Origin of the sequence: Pseudidiomarina salinarum (assembly GCF_000753715.1) — a bacterium.
Classification (GTDB): domain Bacteria; phylum Pseudomonadota; class Gammaproteobacteria; order Enterobacterales; family Alteromonadaceae; genus Pseudidiomarina; species Pseudidiomarina salinarum.
This window is the reverse complement of record NZ_JPER01000003.1, coordinates 208,267-224,106: the sequence shown is the minus strand read 5'-3', so window position 1 is coordinate 224,106 and position 15,840 is coordinate 208,267. Positions and strand designations below refer to the sequence as shown.

The window sequence follows — 15,840 nt, the reverse complement described above, 5'->3', positions numbered from 1 at the left end:
TCCCCAATTAGGATTGCAGTGCGTGGGCAAGCCGAGTCAGCTTACCGCGCACCGTACCGTCAATCACGGTGTCACCGGCTTTAATATAGAGGCCACTGACGATCGCTGCATCGACACTGCAATTCAGCTTAACTTTGCGTGAAAAACGTTCTTCTAACGCTTTTACCAGATTGTCCTGCTGCTTTTTCGTCAATTTCACCGCAGAAGTAACATCAACCGCGATTTCCTTGTCGTAATCAGCACGAAGCGCGCTATATAGCGTCTCCACTTCAGGCAAAGCTTTCAGTCGGCCATTTTCAGCCATGACGCGCACGAAGTTCTGGGCTTTCTCGTCCAGTTGTTCGCCGCACACTTTAATGAAAACTTCGGTTTTCTTATCTGGTGTTTCGGCGCTGTTCAAAAACGTGGTCATCTGATCATCTTTTGCAACAGCTGCTGCGAAGCTAATCATCTCGTGCCACGATTCGATTGCGTCCTGTTCTACTGCAAAATCAAAAGCTGCTTTTGCATAGGGGCGAGCAACCGTAGTCAATTCTGACATTTGCACAAACCCCTTTGGTTAGAGTTCAGCGACCAGTTTTTCAACGATGTCACTGTGAGCGTCTTTATCAATTTCACGCTCGATAATTTTTTCTGCGCCGGCAACAGCCAATACAGCTACTTGCTTACGCAGTTCTTCGCGTACGCGGTTGCGCTCAGCTTTGATTTCCGCCTGGCCAGCTGCGATCAGTTTTTCACGCTCTTGCTCGCCACGCTTCTTACCGTCATCAATCGTCTCTTCGGCGCGTTTCTTCGCCTGGGCGATGATTTCGGAAGCTTGCGCTTTCGCATCATTAAGTTCGTCAGCTATCTTGGCTTGCGCCAGCTCAAGGTCTTTTTCCGCACGTTCACCGGCGGCAAGGCCATCAGCTATTTTCTTCTGACGAGCTTCAATCGCATTGTTCAGCGGAGGCCAAACGAACTTCATGCAGAAAAGCACAAAGACGATAAACGCGATCAATTCTCCGATCAGGGTCATGTTTAGGTTCACGACCTGCCCTCCCTTAGTTCAGTTGTTCGAGTAATTGGCTTGGGCCTTAAAGTACGAACAACAGTACCATGGCAATACCAACGCCGATCATCGCTACCGCATCGATCAGACCTGCCAGGATGAACATTTTAACTTGCAGAGACGGTGCTAATTCTGGCTGGCGTGCACACGCTTCCAGGAACTTACCGCCCATGTTACCGAAACCGATCGCAGTACCGATTGCACCAAAACCGATCAGCAGTGATACAGCGATGTATTTAAGACCTAATGCTAGTTCCATTGTTTTCTCCGATATTTCAAAGGTTAAAGTTAAAAATAAAAAATAAAACGTAATGCTAAAACTTAGTGGCTTTCAGATGCTGCCATGCTCAGGTATACGATGGTCAGCATCATAAATACGAAAGCCTGCAACACGATTACCAGGATGTGGAACACTGCCCACACAAAATGCAATGGCAACTGCATCAGGCCAATCGCACCAATCAGAATAAATATCAGCTCACCGGCATACAGGTTACCGAACAGACGCAGTGCCAGTGAGAACGGCTTGGAAACCAATGCGATCAGTTCGAGAATCAGGTTGAACGGAATCAGGATGATCTGCACGAACATATTGTTCGAGCTGAACGGATGCAGCGTCAGTTCTTTAATGAACCCACCGACACCTTTCATTTTGATGCCGTAGCCGATCATCAGGAAGAATACGCCCAGCGCCAGCGCTGCGGTCATGTTCAGATCCGTAGTCGGTACAACTTTCATGTACACATTCTGCGGGTCCATGCCAAATGCGGTTTCGCCGATCCAGCCGGCAAAGGCGGGCAGGAAGTCAACCGGGACTAAATCCATCAGGTTCATCAGGAATACCCAGACGAAGATGGTTAATGCCAGGGGCGCTATGAGTTTACTTTTCACATGGAAGGTATCGCGTACGTTGTCGCCAACGAAGTCCACGACCATCTCAATGAAACACTGAAACTTCCCGGGTACACCGGTATCGGCACGGCTGGCCGCCCGACGGAAGATCACCAGGAACAGAATACCTAGTCCGATCGACCAGGCGAGGGTGTCAATGTGCCATACCCAGAATCCCATATCCTCACACGCTTTATTGAAGGCAATACCATCTTCGGTATTACACATTCTGGCGTTGGTCAAATGGTGCTGAATATGGCCTGTCAGCGTTAACTCGTCACTTGCAGCCATCTCATTTCCCAATTTACGTTGATTTTAAAAACAAAATCGGTGCCAGCCATTGCACGATTAAGGTTGCGATGTAGCCGCTAACAACCGCACTGAGCGGGAGCGAAGTAAACACCAGTAAAACAACCAGCAAGGCTACGGTCAGGATGATTTTTATCCCTTCACCGGCAAAAAAGTTACTGACGACTTGTTGCGCCGCCCGCGCACCGCCTACAGCAAAAGCGCGCCAGGCAAAAAGTGCTGTGGGTATCATCACGGCCAGACCGCCGCCGACAACACCCCAAAAATATTCGTACGAGTTAAGCAGTGATAACACACAAGCCAGTAAAAATATCGTGCCAGCCTGAACCCGTAATAGGCGCGCAGCAAGCTGTTTTCCGGTACTTGTCAGTGTTTTTGTCACAGGCTTAAACCTCTTTAAAAAGCCCGCGATAGTATAAAGATTTGTGTCTTAATTGCAAACAAATCAAACAGGCTAACTGTCGTCATTCAGCTGAAAATGGGTCAGAATTCCGTCCAGTTCATCTAAGCTACTGTAATTAATGACCACCTTGCCTTTCCCTTTTCGGCCGTGGTTGATAGCAACGGCGGCGCCAAGATGGTCACTGAGGCGTTGCTCCAGGCGCTGAATATCGGCATCGGGTTGCTTCGGCTCGGGGCTGCTCTTGGGTGGCTCGAGGATCTGCCGTACCAGCTTCTCAGCTTCACGCACGGTCATGGCCTTAGCGGCAATAACCCGCGCGGCCTCAGCTTGTGGCTCGCCTTGTAAGGCCAGCAGCAATTTGGCGTGGCCCAAATCAATATCACCACGCTCCAGCAAGGTTTTGGTTTCGCCCTCAAGATTATTCAGACGCAGCAGGTTGGTGACGGTGGCGCGGGATTTACCAACGGCATCGGCTACTTCCTGGTGAGTTAACTGAAATTCGTCAAGCAAACGTTGTAACGCGGTGGCCTCTTCCATGGCATTTAAGTCTTCGCGCTGAATATTCTCAATCAGCGCCATGGCCACGGCCGCTTCGTCCGGCACATCTTTCACCAGGCAGGGTACTTCGCTCAGGCGCGCCATCTGCGCAGCGCGCCAACGGCGTTCACCAGCAATTATTTCATAGCTTTCATGGCCTAACGGGCGCACGACAATCGGTTGGATAATACCCTGTGATTTTACCGATGAAGCGAGATCTTCGAGCGCTTCCGGCGACATATCTTTGCGCGGCTGATACTTACCCGGCTGCAACCATTCGATGGGTAATTTCTGCAGTTCACTCTGGGTAAAGTCAATGGGCGGCTCAGCGGACTGCTCCAGATCGCGGGCCGTTTTGCTATTGGTCAACAGGGCATCTAAGCCGCGTCCTAATCCTCGTTTTTTGGCAGACATAACGCGTTTTATCCTTGGGCTTCAGCCGCTGCTTCGGCTTTTTTCAGTTTTCCCTCGCGACGAATGAGTTCGCCGGCAAGGGATAAATAAGCTTTAGCACCAGTTGATGATTTATCGTAATACATCACCGGCGCACCAAAACTGGGCGCTTCGGCGAGTCGCACATTGCGGGGGATGACGGTGCGATACACTTTATCGCCAAAATGGGTTTTCAGTTGTTCGGAGACATCATTGGCAAGTCGGTTACGCGGGTCGTACATGGTTCGCAGAATACCTTCAATGCCCAACCGTGGGTTCACTGCTTCGGCCAGCCGTTCGATGGTATCCATCAGCGCGGTCAGACCTTCCAGCGCATAGTACTCACACTGCATGGGTACCAGCACCGAATCAGCGGCTGCCATCGCATTCACCGTCAGCATACTCAGCGAGGGCGGACAGTCGATAAAAATAAAGTCATAGTCGTCGACTATTGGCCGTAACGCGTTGGCCAGCCGTTGTTCGCGGGCAAAAGCTTCCATCAGCTTAATATCAGCGGCCGTGGTGTCACCGTTAGCGGCGACCAGGTGATACTTGCCATTGGTATCGGTAATAATGACTTCTTTGGCGGGCTTCTGATCAACCAGAAGCTCATAGGCGGTGTTTTCGACCTCATATTTATCCACACCACTACCCATAGTCGCGTTGCCTTGCGGATCCAGATCGATTAACAATACCTTACGGCGGGTCGCTGCCATCGACGCCGCCAGATTGACTGCCGTCGTGGTTTTACCCACTCCACCTTTCTGATTTGCAATGGCTATGATTCGGCCCACTGGACACTAACCTCTTGTTTTTATAATAACCAGATGGCGTTCGCCTTCTGCTCCCGGAACCTGTAACCGGTTAATCGCTTCAATTTCAAATTCAGTACCAAAAGTCTGTTCAAACTGCGCCAGCTCTTCGGTTGGGTAAACGCCTTTAAGGGCCAGGTAACGACCCTGCGCACCGGGCAGATGCCGGCACCAGCTGAGCATATCATTAAGCGAGGCAAAGGCTCTACTTATCACGCCGTCAAATTTGCTGTCAGGCTGGTAATCTTCAACCCGGCTCTGCACTGCAGTGACATTGGTTAATTGCAGCTGGTGGCACACCTGGCGGATAAAACGGATGCGCTTACCCAGGCTGTCGAGCAATACAAATTCACAATCGGGCCGGGCAATGGCAAGTGGTAATCCGGGCAGACCGGGGCCGGTTCCGACATCGATAAAACGTTGACCCTGAAGATAAGGTAACACAACTAAACTGTCGACAATATGTCGGCTTAGCATCTGCTCGGGATCACGCACCGAAGTCAGATTATAGGCCTTATTCCATTTGTTCAGTTGTTCAACCAGGGTGAGTTGTTGTTCAAGCTGCTGGTCGGTCAATTCAATTCCGGCCTGGGCCAGCAGCTGGTCTAATTTTTTGCGCATAACTGCCTGTTTTTCCCTTTAAGGTCTTCCGTTTAAGCGCTCTTGCGCAATAGTCCCTGTTTTTTCAGATGCACCAGCAGCATGGAAATCGCCGCCGGGGTAATCCCGGAGATCCGCGCCGCTTTACCGACGGTTTCGGGCTGATGTTCGTTCAGTTTGGCGATCACTTCGTTGGACAGGCCTTTGATTGACTTGTAATCGAAATTCAGCGGCAACCGTGTATTTTCATGGCGCAACTGTTTAGCTATTTCATCCTGCTGGCGAACAATATAGCCGGCATATTTGGTCTGAATTTCGATCTGTTCAGCAGCTTGCTGATCGGTCAGGCCCGGGCCCAGTTCCGGCACACTCATCAGCGCATCATAAGTCACCTCAGGCCGGCGTAATAGTTCTTCGACGTTTACTTCGCGGGCAATGGGTGTTTTAACCAGGGTATTAACTGCTTCGGCAGCGGCATGGTGCGGATAAATCCAGGTACTGCGTAAACGCTGTTGTTCTTGCGCAATACCTTCAATTTTCTCATTAAAACGCGCCCAGCGGGCATCATCAACCAGCCCCAGTTCACGGCCTTGCTCGGTCAGACGCATATCGGCGTTGTCTTCCCGCAGTAATAACCGGTATTCAGCACGTGAGGTGAACATCCGGTACGGTTCTTTGGTACCCAGGGTGGATAAATCGTCAATTAAAACGCCCATATAGGCCTGGTCACGGCGCGGTGCCCAGCCCTCTTTGCCTTGTACCTGCAAAGCAGCGTTGGCACCAGCAACAAGCCCTTGGGCGCCAGCTTCTTCATAGCCGGTGGTACCGTTGATCTGGCCAGCAAAGAACAATCCCTGGATATATTTGGTTTCCAGGGTTTGTTTCAGATCCCGCGGATCAAAATAGTCATATTCGATGGCATAGCCTGGTCGGGTAATATGCGCATTTTCAAAACCTTTAATCGAACGCACCAGTTCTACCTGCACGTCAAAAGGCAGGCTGGTAGAAATACCGTTCGGGTAGACTTCCTGAGTGGTTAAGCCTTCGGGTTCGACGAAGATCTGATGCGAGTTTTTATCAGCAAAACGCATCACTTTATCTTCGATCGACGGACAGTAACGCGGTCCTACGCCTTCGATTACGCCTGAATACATCGGTGATCGATCTAAACCACTGCGAATGATCTTGTGGGTTTTTTCACTGGTATGGGTGATATAACAGGAAATTTGCTGCGGGTGATCGCTTTGCTTGCCCATAAACGAAAAAATGGGCGTGGGCTGATCACCGGGCTGTTCCTGCAGTGCCGAAAAATCGATGGTTTTGGCATCAATTCGTGGTGGGGTACCGGTTTTTAACCGATCAACCCGTAACGGCAATTCACGTAGCCGTTTGGATAACGCATTGGCTGGTGGATCACCGGCCCGACCGCCCTGATAATTATCCAGACCAATGTGAATTACACCACCAAGGAAAGTTCCGACGGTAAGCACCACGGTGGTGGCAGAGAATTTCAGACCCATCTGGGTAACCACGCCAACAACGCGATCCTGTTCAACGATCAGATCATCACAGGCTTGCTGGAACAAACTTAGATTTGGCTGGTTCTCGAGGATCGAGCGGATCGCAGCGCGATAGAGCTGCCGATCAGCCTGGGCACGGGTTGCCCGAACTGCAGGACCTTTCGATGAATTAAGCGTTCGGAACTGGATGCCGGCATGGTCTGCAGCGGTTGCCATAGCGCCGCCTAAGGCATCGATTTCTTTAACCAGATGGCCTTTACCAATACCGCCAATAGCCGGATTACAAGACATCTGGCCCAGGGTTTCCATGTTATGTGTCAGCAACAGGGTTTGACTACCCATACGGGCTGCTGCAAGAGCTGCTTCCGTACCGGCATGTCCACCACCAATGACGATGACGTCATAATGCTGATGGTATTTTGAGTTGTCTGACATAGAGAATTTCCCTTGTTGTACGTATTAAAATTTCTGGCAAAACTGAGCCGGCTATTTTAGCGCGAATTGCTGCAGATCAAAATGGTTAAATTCTGAACAGGATTAGCCTTTAAAGATCTTTAGTAGTTAGTAGAGATCTTTTGTTTTGATCTTTTATTACTATTACTACTAGCAACGGCTTTTCTGTGGATAAGCGCTTTGAAGCCATATTCCATGAGGATCTCAAGGATCTGTAAAGCTGTGTTCAGACGATGATCCTTGCGGTGATCAAACGGTGGATAACCAGACCACTTATCCACAGGGTAGGTTATTCACATAGTTATACAGCGTCTATCTACAGTGCTTAGACCGACTTATTCTTCTTTTATACACATGAGATTGGTAAAAGATCGTCCCCATGTTGATGCTTTTTTGTCCGGATCGTCGATCGACATATCTATTTCCAGTCGATCCAACAATCGTTTTGCCCCCGCTTTGGCAAGTTTTTCGTCACAATCACGACCCGCCGCACAAAAGGTGTCATAGCAGCTGTCGCCAACTGCGATCACTGCATAGCGAAGGGTTTTAAGATCCGGTTGATCGCGATGCAGCTGTTCAGCAAAGTCGAGCATGCTGTCGGCATAATCACCGGCGCCGTGGCTGGCAACACAACATAGCCAGATGCTGTTTTCATTAACGTCCTCAGTTAGTTGATGGTAATCCGGCTCATAATGCATGGCCGTGGTGAAGCCAGCAGCTTCGAGCTGTGCGGCCAGTTGATCGGCCAGGTACTCGGTATTGCCTGAGGTTGTGGCAACCAGAATATCTATGTTTTGCGGTTTACTTGGGATGTTATTTGGCATGAGTTACTCGTAGCTTAAAAACGATAAATCGCTGATTTTTACGGCCAAAGGTCATGGTATCAGGATCTAAACATTGATACAGTCACCGCCTACTCTTCTAATTCTAACAACAGAGACCCTATCCATATGAAATCAAAGCTAATCTGGTTAGGTGCTGTCCTTGTAGCGACGGCGCAGTTTACGGTATTACCGGCACATGCCGAGTCCGCGATTCAGCAAACCAAAGGGGACTTTGTTGATAAATTCCGGCAGCTGGATGAAAGCCTGCCTACCCCGAACGTTTACCGCAGCGCAGCTGGCGAACCGGGTGAAAAATACTGGCAGCAGCGTGCTGATTATACAATAGATGTGCGGCTTGACGAAGCGAAGCGGCGACTTGAGGCTGCTGAAGTTATTACTTACCACAACAACTCACCATATACATTGAAGTACATCTGGATTCAGCTGGATCAGAATATCTTTCGTGGTGATTCCATCGCGGAGCGCACCGCAACTTTTAGTAGCAAGCCCGAAAAAAGCCTTGGGGGCATTGATAAGCCCGCGCGGATCAGCCTGGGTGATTTGCGTCGTCAGCAGTTTATGGCGGATAACGAACTCGGTTTTGCGATCAATAAGGTTGCTGATCGCTTAGGTAAAACGCTGGATTTTGTCATCGTTGGCACCAATATGCGGGTCGATTTACCCCAGCCATTGAAGCCGGGTCAGCAAACCGAACTGGCCATCGATTTTGCTTTTAATATTGTTGAAGAAGATGCGGTTGGCGCGCGTTCAGGTTATGAGCATTTCCCTGATGATGCCCGCGAAGGTGGTAACGACATCTTCCTGCTGGCTCAGTGGTATCCGCGCGTTGCGGCCTTTACCGATTATGAAGCCTGGACCAATAAAGAATTTCTCGGTCGTGGTGAATTCACTCAGGAATTTGGCGACTTTGAGGTCAGCATCGATGTACCGGCTGATCATATCGTATCGTCAACCGGCGAGCTGGCGAATGCCCGCGAGGTATTAACGGCCGAACAACGGAAGCGCCTGAAGCAATCTGAAAGTGCGAAGCGGCCGGTATTTGTGGTTACGCCGGAAGAAGCTCTGGCGAACGAAGCTGAGGGCACAACTGAGCGTAAAGTGTGGCGCTTCAAGGCTGAAAACGTGCGTGATTTTGCCTGGGCATCATCGCGGAAGTTTATCTGGGATGCCCGTGGCTATCAGCAGGGCGGCAGTGTACAACCGCTGGTTATGGCAATGTCATTTTATCCCAAAGAAGGCGGTGAGCTCTGGGAGAAATACTCCACTGAATCCGTGATTCACACCATGGATGTGTACAGCCGTTTTTCGTTTGATTATCCGTATCCGACAGCCCAGTCCGTCAACGGCCCGGTTGGTGGAATGGAGTACCCGATGATCACCTTTAACGGTCCGCGTACTGAATTGCAGGACGATGGCAGCCGTACCTACTCGCTGGCAGAAAAGCGGTTCCTGATTGGCGTGGTCATTCACGAGATTGGGCATATTTACTTCCCGATGATCGTCAACTCCGATGAGCGCCAGTGGACCTGGATGGATGAAGGCCTGAACAGTTTTCTTGATGGTGTCGCTGGCCGCGAATGGGATCCGTCGATTCCATGGGGCGTCGAGCCGCGTTCAATTGTCGATTACATGAAATCCACCGAGCAGGTGCCGATCATGACCCAGTCAGACAGTGTGTTGAACCTGGGACCGAACGCGTATACCAAGCCAGCCGCAGCACTGAATATTCTGCGCGAAGTGATTCTGGGTCGCGAGCTCTTCGACTTCGCGTTCAAAGAGTATGCTCAGCGCTGGATGTTCAAACGTCCTACACCGGCGGATTTTTTCCGCACTATGGAAGAAGCCTCAGGCGTTGATCTGGATTGGTTCTGGCGTGGCTGGTTCTACTCTACGGATCATGTCGATATCGCCTTGCAACGGGTCTATAAGCTGCAGCTGGATACTCAGGATCCCGACATTGACTGGGAGCGTCGCCGCCAGGAAGAAGCAGATAAGCCGGTATCTCTGTTCGAACAGCGCAACAAGGCCGAGGGCCGCCGTACCTGGGTTGAACTCAATACCGACGTGCGCGATTTCTATGATGAAAACGACCCTTTCACTGTGACCAACAAGCAACGCAAGGAATATCAGGAGTTTCTGGAGAAATTAGAGCCCTGGGAGCGTCTGGCGTTCGAGCGCGCTATTGAGGAAGATCAGAACTACTATGTACTGGAATTTGAGAACCTCGGTGGGCTGGTGATGCCGATTCTGCTTGAGGCGACTTATGCTGATGGCACCACGGACATGCTGGAGATCCCAGCGGAAATCTGGCGCCGCAATGCCAAGGCCGTCAGTAAATTGATCGTGACGGAAAAAGAAGTTGTTGGCTTTGCCGTGGATCCGAACTGGGAGACGGCGGATGTCGATATTGAGAACAACTATTATCCGCGTAAGATTATTCCGTCACGCATTGAAGCCTTTAAGTCGGAACGCAAACTGGATCATATTTCGCGGGATCTGATGCAGGACGCCAAAGAGAAGCTGAATTAATGCGGTATATTGCTTTAGCGTTATTCGGGCTGATGTTGATGGGCCAGGCGACGGCCCATCAACTGAAGACGGCTATTACCACGGTCTTGTTTAATGACCGGACCGGGAATATTGAAGTCATGCATAAATTCTTATTGCATGATGCTGAACACGCGGTGCAGCAGTTGTTTGATAAAGCGGGCAATATGCATACCAGGGACGCTACCCGTAAGCAGTTCAGTGACTATGTGTTAACGCGCTTTAAGATGACGGATCTTGATGGTCAGCCACTGCCATTAGAGCTGGTGGGCTACCAGGTCGACGGCGCAGATTTCTGGATTTATCAGGAAGCGCCGATCCCCGCTGAACTGGAAGGCCTGCAAATGCAGCACAAAGCTTTGCAGGATATCTGGTCAAGCCAGCAAAATCTGGTCAATGTAGAAGGGCGTGGTGCCATTCAGAGCCTGAAATTTTCAGCAGCGGATGACTGGCAGCGGGTTCGCTTTGCGCAATAGGCTAAGCTAGCCTAAGTTATAGGCTAATTTGTTGCCCGGAGATTCACGACTATGCTGCGTACTATTCTGGCCTTTATTATTGCGATTATCGCCGCGGCGCTGGTAGCCAGCGTCATTCAGACCCAGTTTAACCTGGCAGCGCTGTCCGAACTTACCCTGGATATCGACATCAACACCCGGATTTCGACGATAATCCACGATATTATTCATTTTTCGCCGACAATCGCTGTAATTTTATTGGCAGCATTACTGATAGCCTTCCCCGTCGCGTACTTTCTGGCCCAACGCTGGCCAAGCTACGAGCGCTGGTTATTTATGGCTGCCGGCGGTGTCGGGCTGGCCGTTGCCTTTTCCGTGGTCGACGCGCTGGTACCTATGCCGACCTTAATTGCCGCGAACCGGACGCTTTTTGGCTTCGTGCTGATGAGTCTTACCGGGGTACTTGCTGGCTGGGTTTTTGACAGGCTCTGGAATCCGCGTCGTTATGAACTGAAGGAGCCTGTTGCATGAAAACTGTGGTCACCGCGGCATTACTGTCGTTGCTTACCGTGCTGCCGGGCCACGCGCAAGTTGCCGAAAATAATTATCAGGCCGAAGAAGTCGTGACCGGATTGCATTATCCCTGGTCGATAGCCAGCCTGCCCGAAGGCGGCTGGTTGGTGACTGAGCGCAGCGGTGGGCTAAAGCACGTTACGGCTGCAGGGGTCGTGACAGCAGTTGCAGCCGAGTTTCCTGACCTTTATGTCGAGAGCCAGGCAGGCTTGTTTGAGCTGCAGCTGACGCCTGATTTTGATAATACCCGGGCGGTGGTGGTCAGCTATGCCTGCGGTACCGGGGATGCCAATAATACCTGTGTGGTACGCGGCATTATCCCTGAAGATCGACCCTACCGGCTGACCGATCTGCAGATGATTTTTACGGCCCAACCCAAAAAGGCGGGCGCGTCACATTATGGCGGACGCATGACCTGGCTGGCCGATGGTACCTTGCTCATCGGTTTGGGTGATGGTTTCGATTATCGCGAGCAGGCGCAAAATCTGGATAATCATCTTGGCACTATTGTACGTATTCATGCGGATGGACGCGTGCCGGATGATAATCCCTATCTGCATAAACAAGCACCGGAAATATACAGCTATGGGCACCGCAATGTGCAGGGCCTGGTGTATGATCCCGTGCGTGACGCTGTGTGGCAGCACGAACACGGTCCGCGTGGTGGCGATGAGCTCAATAAGATTATCGCTGGCAAGAACTATGGCTGGCCACTGGTAAGTTATGGCATCGATTATAGCGGCGCCAGGGTCACGCCCTTTGACGATTTGCCGGGGCTGGTATCGCCCCTGTATCACTGGACCCCGTCACTGGCACCCGCAGGTTTGGCGTTATACAGCGGCCATGCGCTGGAAGGCTGGCATGGTGACTTGCTGGTGGCGCATCTGGTCGGACGCCGCCTGCAGCGTTTTAGCCAGGATGCCAGCGGTGAATGGCAGCTGACCGAAGAATTGCTCAATGAGTACGGCGCGCGCCTGCGGGCCGTGCATGTAGGCCGCGATGGCGCGGTGTATGTACTCACTGACAGCGACAATGCAGCACTGCTGCGGATCACCCAAAAAGGTACTGACTGATGAGAAATATGTTGGCCTGGTTCGGTCCGGCGTTGTCCGGCCTGGTGTTGGTGGTGGTACTGGTGCCTGCGGCGAAAGCTTACGGTGGATCCGGTCACGAGCTCTTTTGCCAGATGGCATATGAACTGAGCCAGCCGGCGACTCAGCAGAAGCTTGATGAAATGGCAGACGCGCATCCCGATTACGAGAATTTCGCGAGCATCTGCAACTGGGCGGACCATATTAAGAGTGATGACCGCTGGGACTATGCGAGCCCGCACCATTATGTGAATTTTGCCCGCACCGCGGATAAGGTCACCGAACTCGACTGCCCTTCGCAGGGCTGTATTTTGTCGGCCATCATGCATCACTATAATGTGCTTGAGCATAATCGCGACAGCTGGACCTCGCTGGCTTTTCTTGCGCATTTTATCGGTGATTTGCACCAACCGTTACATGTTAGTTATGCCGATGATTTGGGTGGTAATCGCGCGCAGCTCGAGTTTTACGGTGAGCCGGCTAATCTGCACTGGGTGTGGGACAGTGGCATGTTGAGTAAACGCGATATTGAGCCGCTAACGGGCAAAGTTGCGGCGTTACTCGATGGTATCAGCCCCCTCGCTCATGAAGTGCAACTGGACCGGGAGACGGTGTTAGCATGGGCCAATGAGTCAGCAGCTGTTACCCGCGGGGTCTATACGGACTTCAGTAAATACCAGCAGCTTGATGACAGCTATACGGACCAATACGGTCCGGTGTTGGAGCGGCGCCTGCAAAAAGGCGCGCAGCGCTTAGCCGCAGTGCTGGATTATTTATACCAGGGGAAAGACTAAGTCAGGCTTTTGAACTGATCCGCTGGGGGGTGCGCGGCTGGCTGCCATCGGCACCATAAAGGCTGCCGCCACCGGCAGCATCGCGCAGAATATTAAGCATGTGCTGGTTATGATGCAGGCGGTGTTGAATTAATTCGCCATTGAGGCTATTCAGCCGGGCGGTACGATCGGCCAGGTCTATCAGTTGATTCCAGACCGGCAGGCAGTTGGCCTGGTCGGCAGCCCGGCGTGCGCCAGCTGCGTCATCGCTATAACCTAATTTAATCTGCGCGTCACGGCGGAGCTGTTCTGCTCGCTCTAATTCGTCATGGAGCTGGCGCTTGGCCTGAGCAATCTGTTGCAGGCGCTCGCCGTCAATGGCGCCATCACCTAGCAGGCGTTGTTCCTGCTCCAGCTCATCGAATAGCCGGCTCAGGCGATCACATTGTTGTTCTAACAGCCGGGGCAGACTCATCAGGGATTATTCAGCTTCGCCGGTAAGACCGTCAGTCATGCTGCGTAGCAATGACTCGGCGATATTTTCCGTATTCATCGACAGACGACCGTCGCGAATCGCTTCGCGCAATTCTTCAACGCGCGCCATATCGATATCCTGACTGGCATCCTGAGGCAACTGGCTGAAATGCGTGACCACATCGCCCTGGGCCCCGGTAGCCTTACTCTTGTCAGCTGCCGACGTATTGCGGGTGGCCTGCGACGAGCGATTTTGCTCAGTCTGGCTTACGCTATTAGGTGGTTGAAATCCATTCACTTTCACAGTGAGCTACCTCGTAAATTTGTTTGCTAACAAGATTATCGGCAATTACGAAAAATACTTTAGTCTTATTACCGGGTGCCGGCTGGACGAGCTTGCCGCGGGCCTGTTACTTCAACGCGCAGGACCAGCCGGTTATCTACTTTGACCCTGATTATATCACCGGCTGCGCCAGTATCCAGCGACTTCCCCGTTCGCTGTATTGAAAAGCCTTTGCCGGCCGCAGTAATAGTGACTTCATCACCAAAATTTACCAGCCTGAGCTGTTCCAGCAGATTACTCTGTAGCGGCGTACCAGCACTAAGATTACGTCGGAGTTGCTGACCTCTGAGCGGCTCAGCCGCCAACATCGTATGGCGCGGTAAATCACTTAGCTGGCCACGCTTCACTTCGACATCAGCCTGAGCCAGGGTTTGGCCCCGGGTCAGCTCCCGCGCTGTCACCAGATAATCCACAGTGGCGTCCACTTCAATCTGCACCAGGTGCTGGCGCGAACTGGCGTCACAGGTGACACTGACCACCAGTCGGCCCACCATCTGTTCCGGAATATGGTTAAGAAAAGCGACGGGCTTACGGCACCCGGTCAACTGCTCGCGGGTTCGCTCGTTACTGAGCAACGTGACCTGGTGATCAAGGTAATGTTCCGGTATGCGCTCAGCGATAACTTGTTTAACCGCCGCCAGCCAGGGCTGATCAGCTGCTGCCGCCGGCGCGGACACAGTGGTAGTGAGCAACAGACCCAATAGCAGTAATAAAGCAGAAAAACGCATATGAATTCCATCTGGATTATCTCTTATGCCCAGATTATAACCAGCGACGCAACCAGCCAAGGGCAGAAATGGCGCACTAAAAGCCGCTTTTTCTTTGCTTTGTATTGCTCCGGGTAGCAGTAATCTTCATGGTGTAGAGGAGGGTCTGCATTATGATCGACAAATTAAGCAATGCATTGCAGTTTCAGCAACAGGCACTGGCGCTCCGCGCGCAGCGGCACGAAGTCCTGTCCGGCAACATCGCCAACGCCGATACACCAAACTATAAAGCCCAGGATTTCAATTTCGCTGCCGAACTCAAGCGTGCGACGGCGGCACAATCCGGTGGTGGCCTGAAATTAGCCACTACCAGCAGCGGCCATCTGAGTACAGGCAGCAATAATGGTGTGGCACCACATATGCAATACCGCACGCCCTCGCAGTCCAGAATGGATGGTAATACGGTCGAAATGGATATTGAACGCACGCAGTTTCTCGATAACTCGATGCGTTATCAGGCGGATATTCAGTTTCTCGATGACCGGATCACTGGTATGCGTAAAGCCATGCAGCCAGAACAATAACAGTAGCCGGAACGGAGCACATCACTATGGCTAACTTTTCGATTTTCGATATTGCCGGATCAGCCCTGGCAGCGCAGTCACAGCGCATGAACGTAGCCGCAAGTAACATGGCGAACGCGAACAGTGTGAGCGGTCCTAATGGCGAAGCCTACCGGGCCAAACAAGTTATTTTTGAGCAACAGCTGCAGGCGAACGGCATGAGCAGCGTAAGAGTGCAGCAGGTCATTGAATCGGATGCGCCCGGACGCACCGAATATCAGCCCGGCCATCCACTTGCTGACGAACAGGGCTATGTGACCATGTCGAACGTCGATCCGGTTGGCGAAATGGTGAACATGATTTCTGCATCGCGTTCGTATCAGGCCAACGTCGAAATACTCAATACCAGTAAAGACTTGATGATGCGCACCCTGACGATTGGCAAAGGCTGAGGACGTTAA

General features: G+C 51.7%; 20 protein-coding genes. 7 read left to right on the top strand and 13 right to left on the bottom strand.

All coding sequences use genetic code 11. The features are described 5' to 3' along the window. Window positions 1–7: 7 nt before the first annotated feature. From atpH to IDSA_RS07320, 10 genes are all read right to left on the bottom strand, one after another. Window positions 8–541 carry a F0F1 ATP synthase subunit delta gene (gene atpH / locus IDSA_RS07365; RefSeq protein ID WP_034775577.1) on the bottom strand — a complete coding sequence of 178 codons (534 nt, stop codon included), beginning with the start codon at window positions 539–541 and terminating at the stop codon, window positions 8–10. A gap of 18 nt (window positions 542–559) precedes the next feature. Continuing rightward, window positions 560–1,030 (bottom strand): F0F1 ATP synthase subunit B, encoded by a 471-nt coding sequence (gene atpF, locus IDSA_RS07360; RefSeq protein ID WP_034775575.1) that lies wholly within the window; start codon window positions 1,028–1,030, stop codon window positions 560–562. 46 nt (window positions 1,031–1,076) lie between these two features. Continuing rightward, window positions 1,077–1,310 carry a F0F1 ATP synthase subunit C gene (gene atpE, locus IDSA_RS07355; protein ID WP_034775573.1) on the bottom strand — a complete coding sequence of 78 codons (234 nt, stop codon included), beginning with the start codon at window positions 1,308–1,310 and terminating at the stop codon, window positions 1,077–1,079. A 62-nt stretch (window positions 1,311–1,372) separates the two neighbouring features. Then, window positions 1,373–2,233, bottom strand: coding sequence for a F0F1 ATP synthase subunit A (atpB, locus tag IDSA_RS07350; RefSeq protein WP_034775570.1), 861 nt, complete (start codon window positions 2,231–2,233; stop codon window positions 1,373–1,375). Window positions 2,234–2,246: 13 nt separating this feature from the next. After that, complete coding sequence (locus tag IDSA_RS07345) at window positions 2,247–2,633, bottom strand: ATP synthase subunit I (protein ID WP_034775568.1); 387 nt, start codon at window positions 2,631–2,633, stop codon at window positions 2,247–2,249. Between the two features lie 72 nt (window positions 2,634–2,705). Continuing rightward, window positions 2,706–3,605 (bottom strand): ParB/RepB/Spo0J family partition protein, encoded by a 900-nt coding sequence (locus IDSA_RS07340; RefSeq protein ID WP_034775566.1) that lies wholly within the window; start codon window positions 3,603–3,605, stop codon window positions 2,706–2,708. Window positions 3,606–3,613: 8 nt separating this feature from the next. Continuing rightward, window positions 3,614–4,417, bottom strand: coding sequence for a ParA family protein (locus IDSA_RS07335; protein WP_034775564.1), 804 nt, complete (start codon window positions 4,415–4,417; stop codon window positions 3,614–3,616). A 6-nt stretch (window positions 4,418–4,423) separates the two neighbouring features. Then, window positions 4,424–5,056 (bottom strand): 16S rRNA (guanine(527)-N(7))-methyltransferase RsmG, encoded by a 633-nt coding sequence (rsmG, locus tag IDSA_RS07330; RefSeq protein ID WP_034775562.1) that lies wholly within the window; start codon window positions 5,054–5,056, stop codon window positions 4,424–4,426. 32 nt (window positions 5,057–5,088) lie between these two features. Beyond that, on the bottom strand, window positions 5,089–6,990 hold the full coding sequence (gene mnmG, locus IDSA_RS07325) for a tRNA uridine-5-carboxymethylaminomethyl(34) synthesis enzyme MnmG (protein ID WP_034775560.1): 1,902 nt from the start codon (window positions 6,988–6,990) through the stop codon (window positions 5,089–5,091). 353 nt (window positions 6,991–7,343) lie between these two features. After that, window positions 7,344–7,832 carry a flavodoxin domain-containing protein gene (locus IDSA_RS07320; RefSeq protein WP_034775558.1) on the bottom strand — a complete coding sequence of 163 codons (489 nt, stop codon included), beginning with the start codon at window positions 7,830–7,832 and terminating at the stop codon, window positions 7,344–7,346. Window positions 7,833–7,958: 126 nt separating this feature from the next. Between IDSA_RS07320 and IDSA_RS07315 the strand changes: the two genes are divergently transcribed. From IDSA_RS07315 to IDSA_RS07295, 5 genes are read left to right on the top strand one after another with little or no spacing between them, the layout of a single operon-like run. Then, window positions 7,959–10,382 carry a M1 family metallopeptidase gene (locus IDSA_RS07315; RefSeq protein ID WP_034775556.1) on the top strand — a complete coding sequence of 808 codons (2,424 nt, stop codon included), beginning with the start codon at window positions 7,959–7,961 and terminating at the stop codon, window positions 10,380–10,382. Beyond that, window positions 10,382–10,876 (top strand): DUF6702 family protein, encoded by a 495-nt coding sequence (locus tag IDSA_RS07310; protein WP_034775554.1) that lies wholly within the window; start codon window positions 10,382–10,384, stop codon window positions 10,874–10,876. Before IDSA_RS07315 ends, IDSA_RS07310 begins: the two co-directional genes overlap by 1 nt. 51 nt (window positions 10,877–10,927) lie before the next feature. Next, entirely contained in the window at window positions 10,928–11,386 is a 459-nt protein-coding gene (locus IDSA_RS07305; RefSeq protein WP_051986160.1) for a hypothetical protein, read from the top strand. Continuing rightward, window positions 11,383–12,501: a PQQ-dependent sugar dehydrogenase gene (locus IDSA_RS07300; RefSeq protein ID WP_034775552.1), complete on the top strand. Its 1,119-nt coding sequence runs from the start codon at window positions 11,383–11,385 to the stop codon at window positions 12,499–12,501. Before IDSA_RS07305 ends, IDSA_RS07300 begins: the two co-directional genes overlap by 4 nt. Next, a complete protein-coding gene (locus IDSA_RS07295; RefSeq protein WP_051986159.1) occupies window positions 12,501–13,313 on the top strand; it encodes a S1/P1 nuclease in 813 nt (270 codons plus the stop codon). The genes IDSA_RS07300 and IDSA_RS07295 overlap by 1 nt, the downstream gene beginning before the upstream one ends. A 1-nt stretch (window position 13,314) precedes the next feature. On the opposite strand, the gene IDSA_RS07290 is transcribed toward IDSA_RS07295, so the two are convergent. The 3 genes from IDSA_RS07290 to flgA form a co-directional block, all read right to left on the bottom strand. After that, window positions 13,315–13,767 carry a flagella synthesis protein FlgN gene (locus IDSA_RS07290; protein WP_034775550.1) on the bottom strand — a complete coding sequence of 151 codons (453 nt, stop codon included), beginning with the start codon at window positions 13,765–13,767 and terminating at the stop codon, window positions 13,315–13,317. A gap of 6 nt (window positions 13,768–13,773) precedes the next feature. Beyond that, window positions 13,774–14,070: a flagellar biosynthesis anti-sigma factor FlgM gene (gene flgM, locus IDSA_RS07285; RefSeq protein ID WP_034775548.1), complete on the bottom strand. Its 297-nt coding sequence runs from the start codon at window positions 14,068–14,070 to the stop codon at window positions 13,774–13,776. Window positions 14,071–14,138: 68 nt separating this feature from the next. After that, a complete protein-coding gene (flgA, locus tag IDSA_RS07280) occupies window positions 14,139–14,837 on the bottom strand; it encodes a flagellar basal body P-ring formation chaperone FlgA (protein WP_034775546.1) in 699 nt (232 codons plus the stop codon). A 152-nt stretch (window positions 14,838–14,989) separates the two neighbouring features. Between flgA and flgB the strand changes: the two genes are divergently transcribed. After that, window positions 14,990–15,400 (top strand): flagellar basal body rod protein FlgB, encoded by a 411-nt coding sequence (gene flgB, locus IDSA_RS07275; protein WP_034775545.1) that lies wholly within the window; start codon window positions 14,990–14,992, stop codon window positions 15,398–15,400. 26 nt (window positions 15,401–15,426) lie between these two features. Next, complete coding sequence (gene flgC / locus IDSA_RS07270; protein ID WP_034775543.1) at window positions 15,427–15,831, top strand: flagellar basal body rod protein FlgC; 405 nt, start codon at window positions 15,427–15,429, stop codon at window positions 15,829–15,831. Window positions 15,832–15,840: the final 9 nt, after the last annotated feature.

Excerpts from the sequence above, each read along its gene's own strand:
- atpH (WP_034775577.1), bottom strand. The coding sequence starts at position 541 with ATGTCAGAATTGACTACGGTTGCTCGCCCCTATGCAAAAGCAGCTTTT.
- atpE (WP_034775573.1), bottom strand. The coding sequence starts at position 1,310 with ATGGAACTAGCATTAGGTCTTAAATACATCGCTGTATCACTGCTGATC.
- atpB (WP_034775570.1), bottom strand. The coding sequence starts at position 2,233 with ATGGCTGCAAGTGACGAGTTAACGCTGACAGGCCATATTCAGCACCAT.
- IDSA_RS07340 (WP_034775566.1), bottom strand. The coding sequence starts at position 3,605 with ATGTCTGCCAAAAAACGAGGATTAGGACGCGGCTTAGATGCCCTGTTG.
- rsmG (WP_034775562.1), bottom strand. The coding sequence starts at position 5,056 with ATGCGCAAAAAATTAGACCAGCTGCTGGCCCAGGCCGGAATTGAATTG.
- mnmG (WP_034775560.1), bottom strand. The coding sequence starts at position 6,990 with ATGTCAGACAACTCAAAATACCATCAGCATTATGACGTCATCGTCATT.
- IDSA_RS07320 (WP_034775558.1), bottom strand. The coding sequence starts at position 7,832 with ATGCCAAATAACATCCCAAGTAAACCGCAAAACATAGATATTCTGGTT.
- IDSA_RS07315 (WP_034775556.1), top strand. The coding sequence starts at position 7,959 with ATGAAATCAAAGCTAATCTGGTTAGGTGCTGTCCTTGTAGCGACGGCG.
- IDSA_RS07310 (WP_034775554.1), top strand. The coding sequence starts at position 10,382 with ATGCGGTATATTGCTTTAGCGTTATTCGGGCTGATGTTGATGGGCCAG.
- IDSA_RS07305 (WP_051986160.1), top strand. The coding sequence starts at position 10,928 with ATGCTGCGTACTATTCTGGCCTTTATTATTGCGATTATCGCCGCGGCG.
- IDSA_RS07300 (WP_034775552.1), top strand. The coding sequence starts at position 11,383 with ATGAAAACTGTGGTCACCGCGGCATTACTGTCGTTGCTTACCGTGCTG.
- IDSA_RS07295 (WP_051986159.1), top strand. The coding sequence starts at position 12,501 with ATGAGAAATATGTTGGCCTGGTTCGGTCCGGCGTTGTCCGGCCTGGTG.
- IDSA_RS07290 (WP_034775550.1), bottom strand. The coding sequence starts at position 13,767 with ATGAGTCTGCCCCGGCTGTTAGAACAACAATGTGATCGCCTGAGCCGG.
- flgA (WP_034775546.1), bottom strand. The coding sequence starts at position 14,837 with ATGCGTTTTTCTGCTTTATTACTGCTATTGGGTCTGTTGCTCACTACC.
- flgB (WP_034775545.1), top strand. The coding sequence starts at position 14,990 with ATGATCGACAAATTAAGCAATGCATTGCAGTTTCAGCAACAGGCACTG.
- flgC (WP_034775543.1), top strand. The coding sequence starts at position 15,427 with ATGGCTAACTTTTCGATTTTCGATATTGCCGGATCAGCCCTGGCAGCG.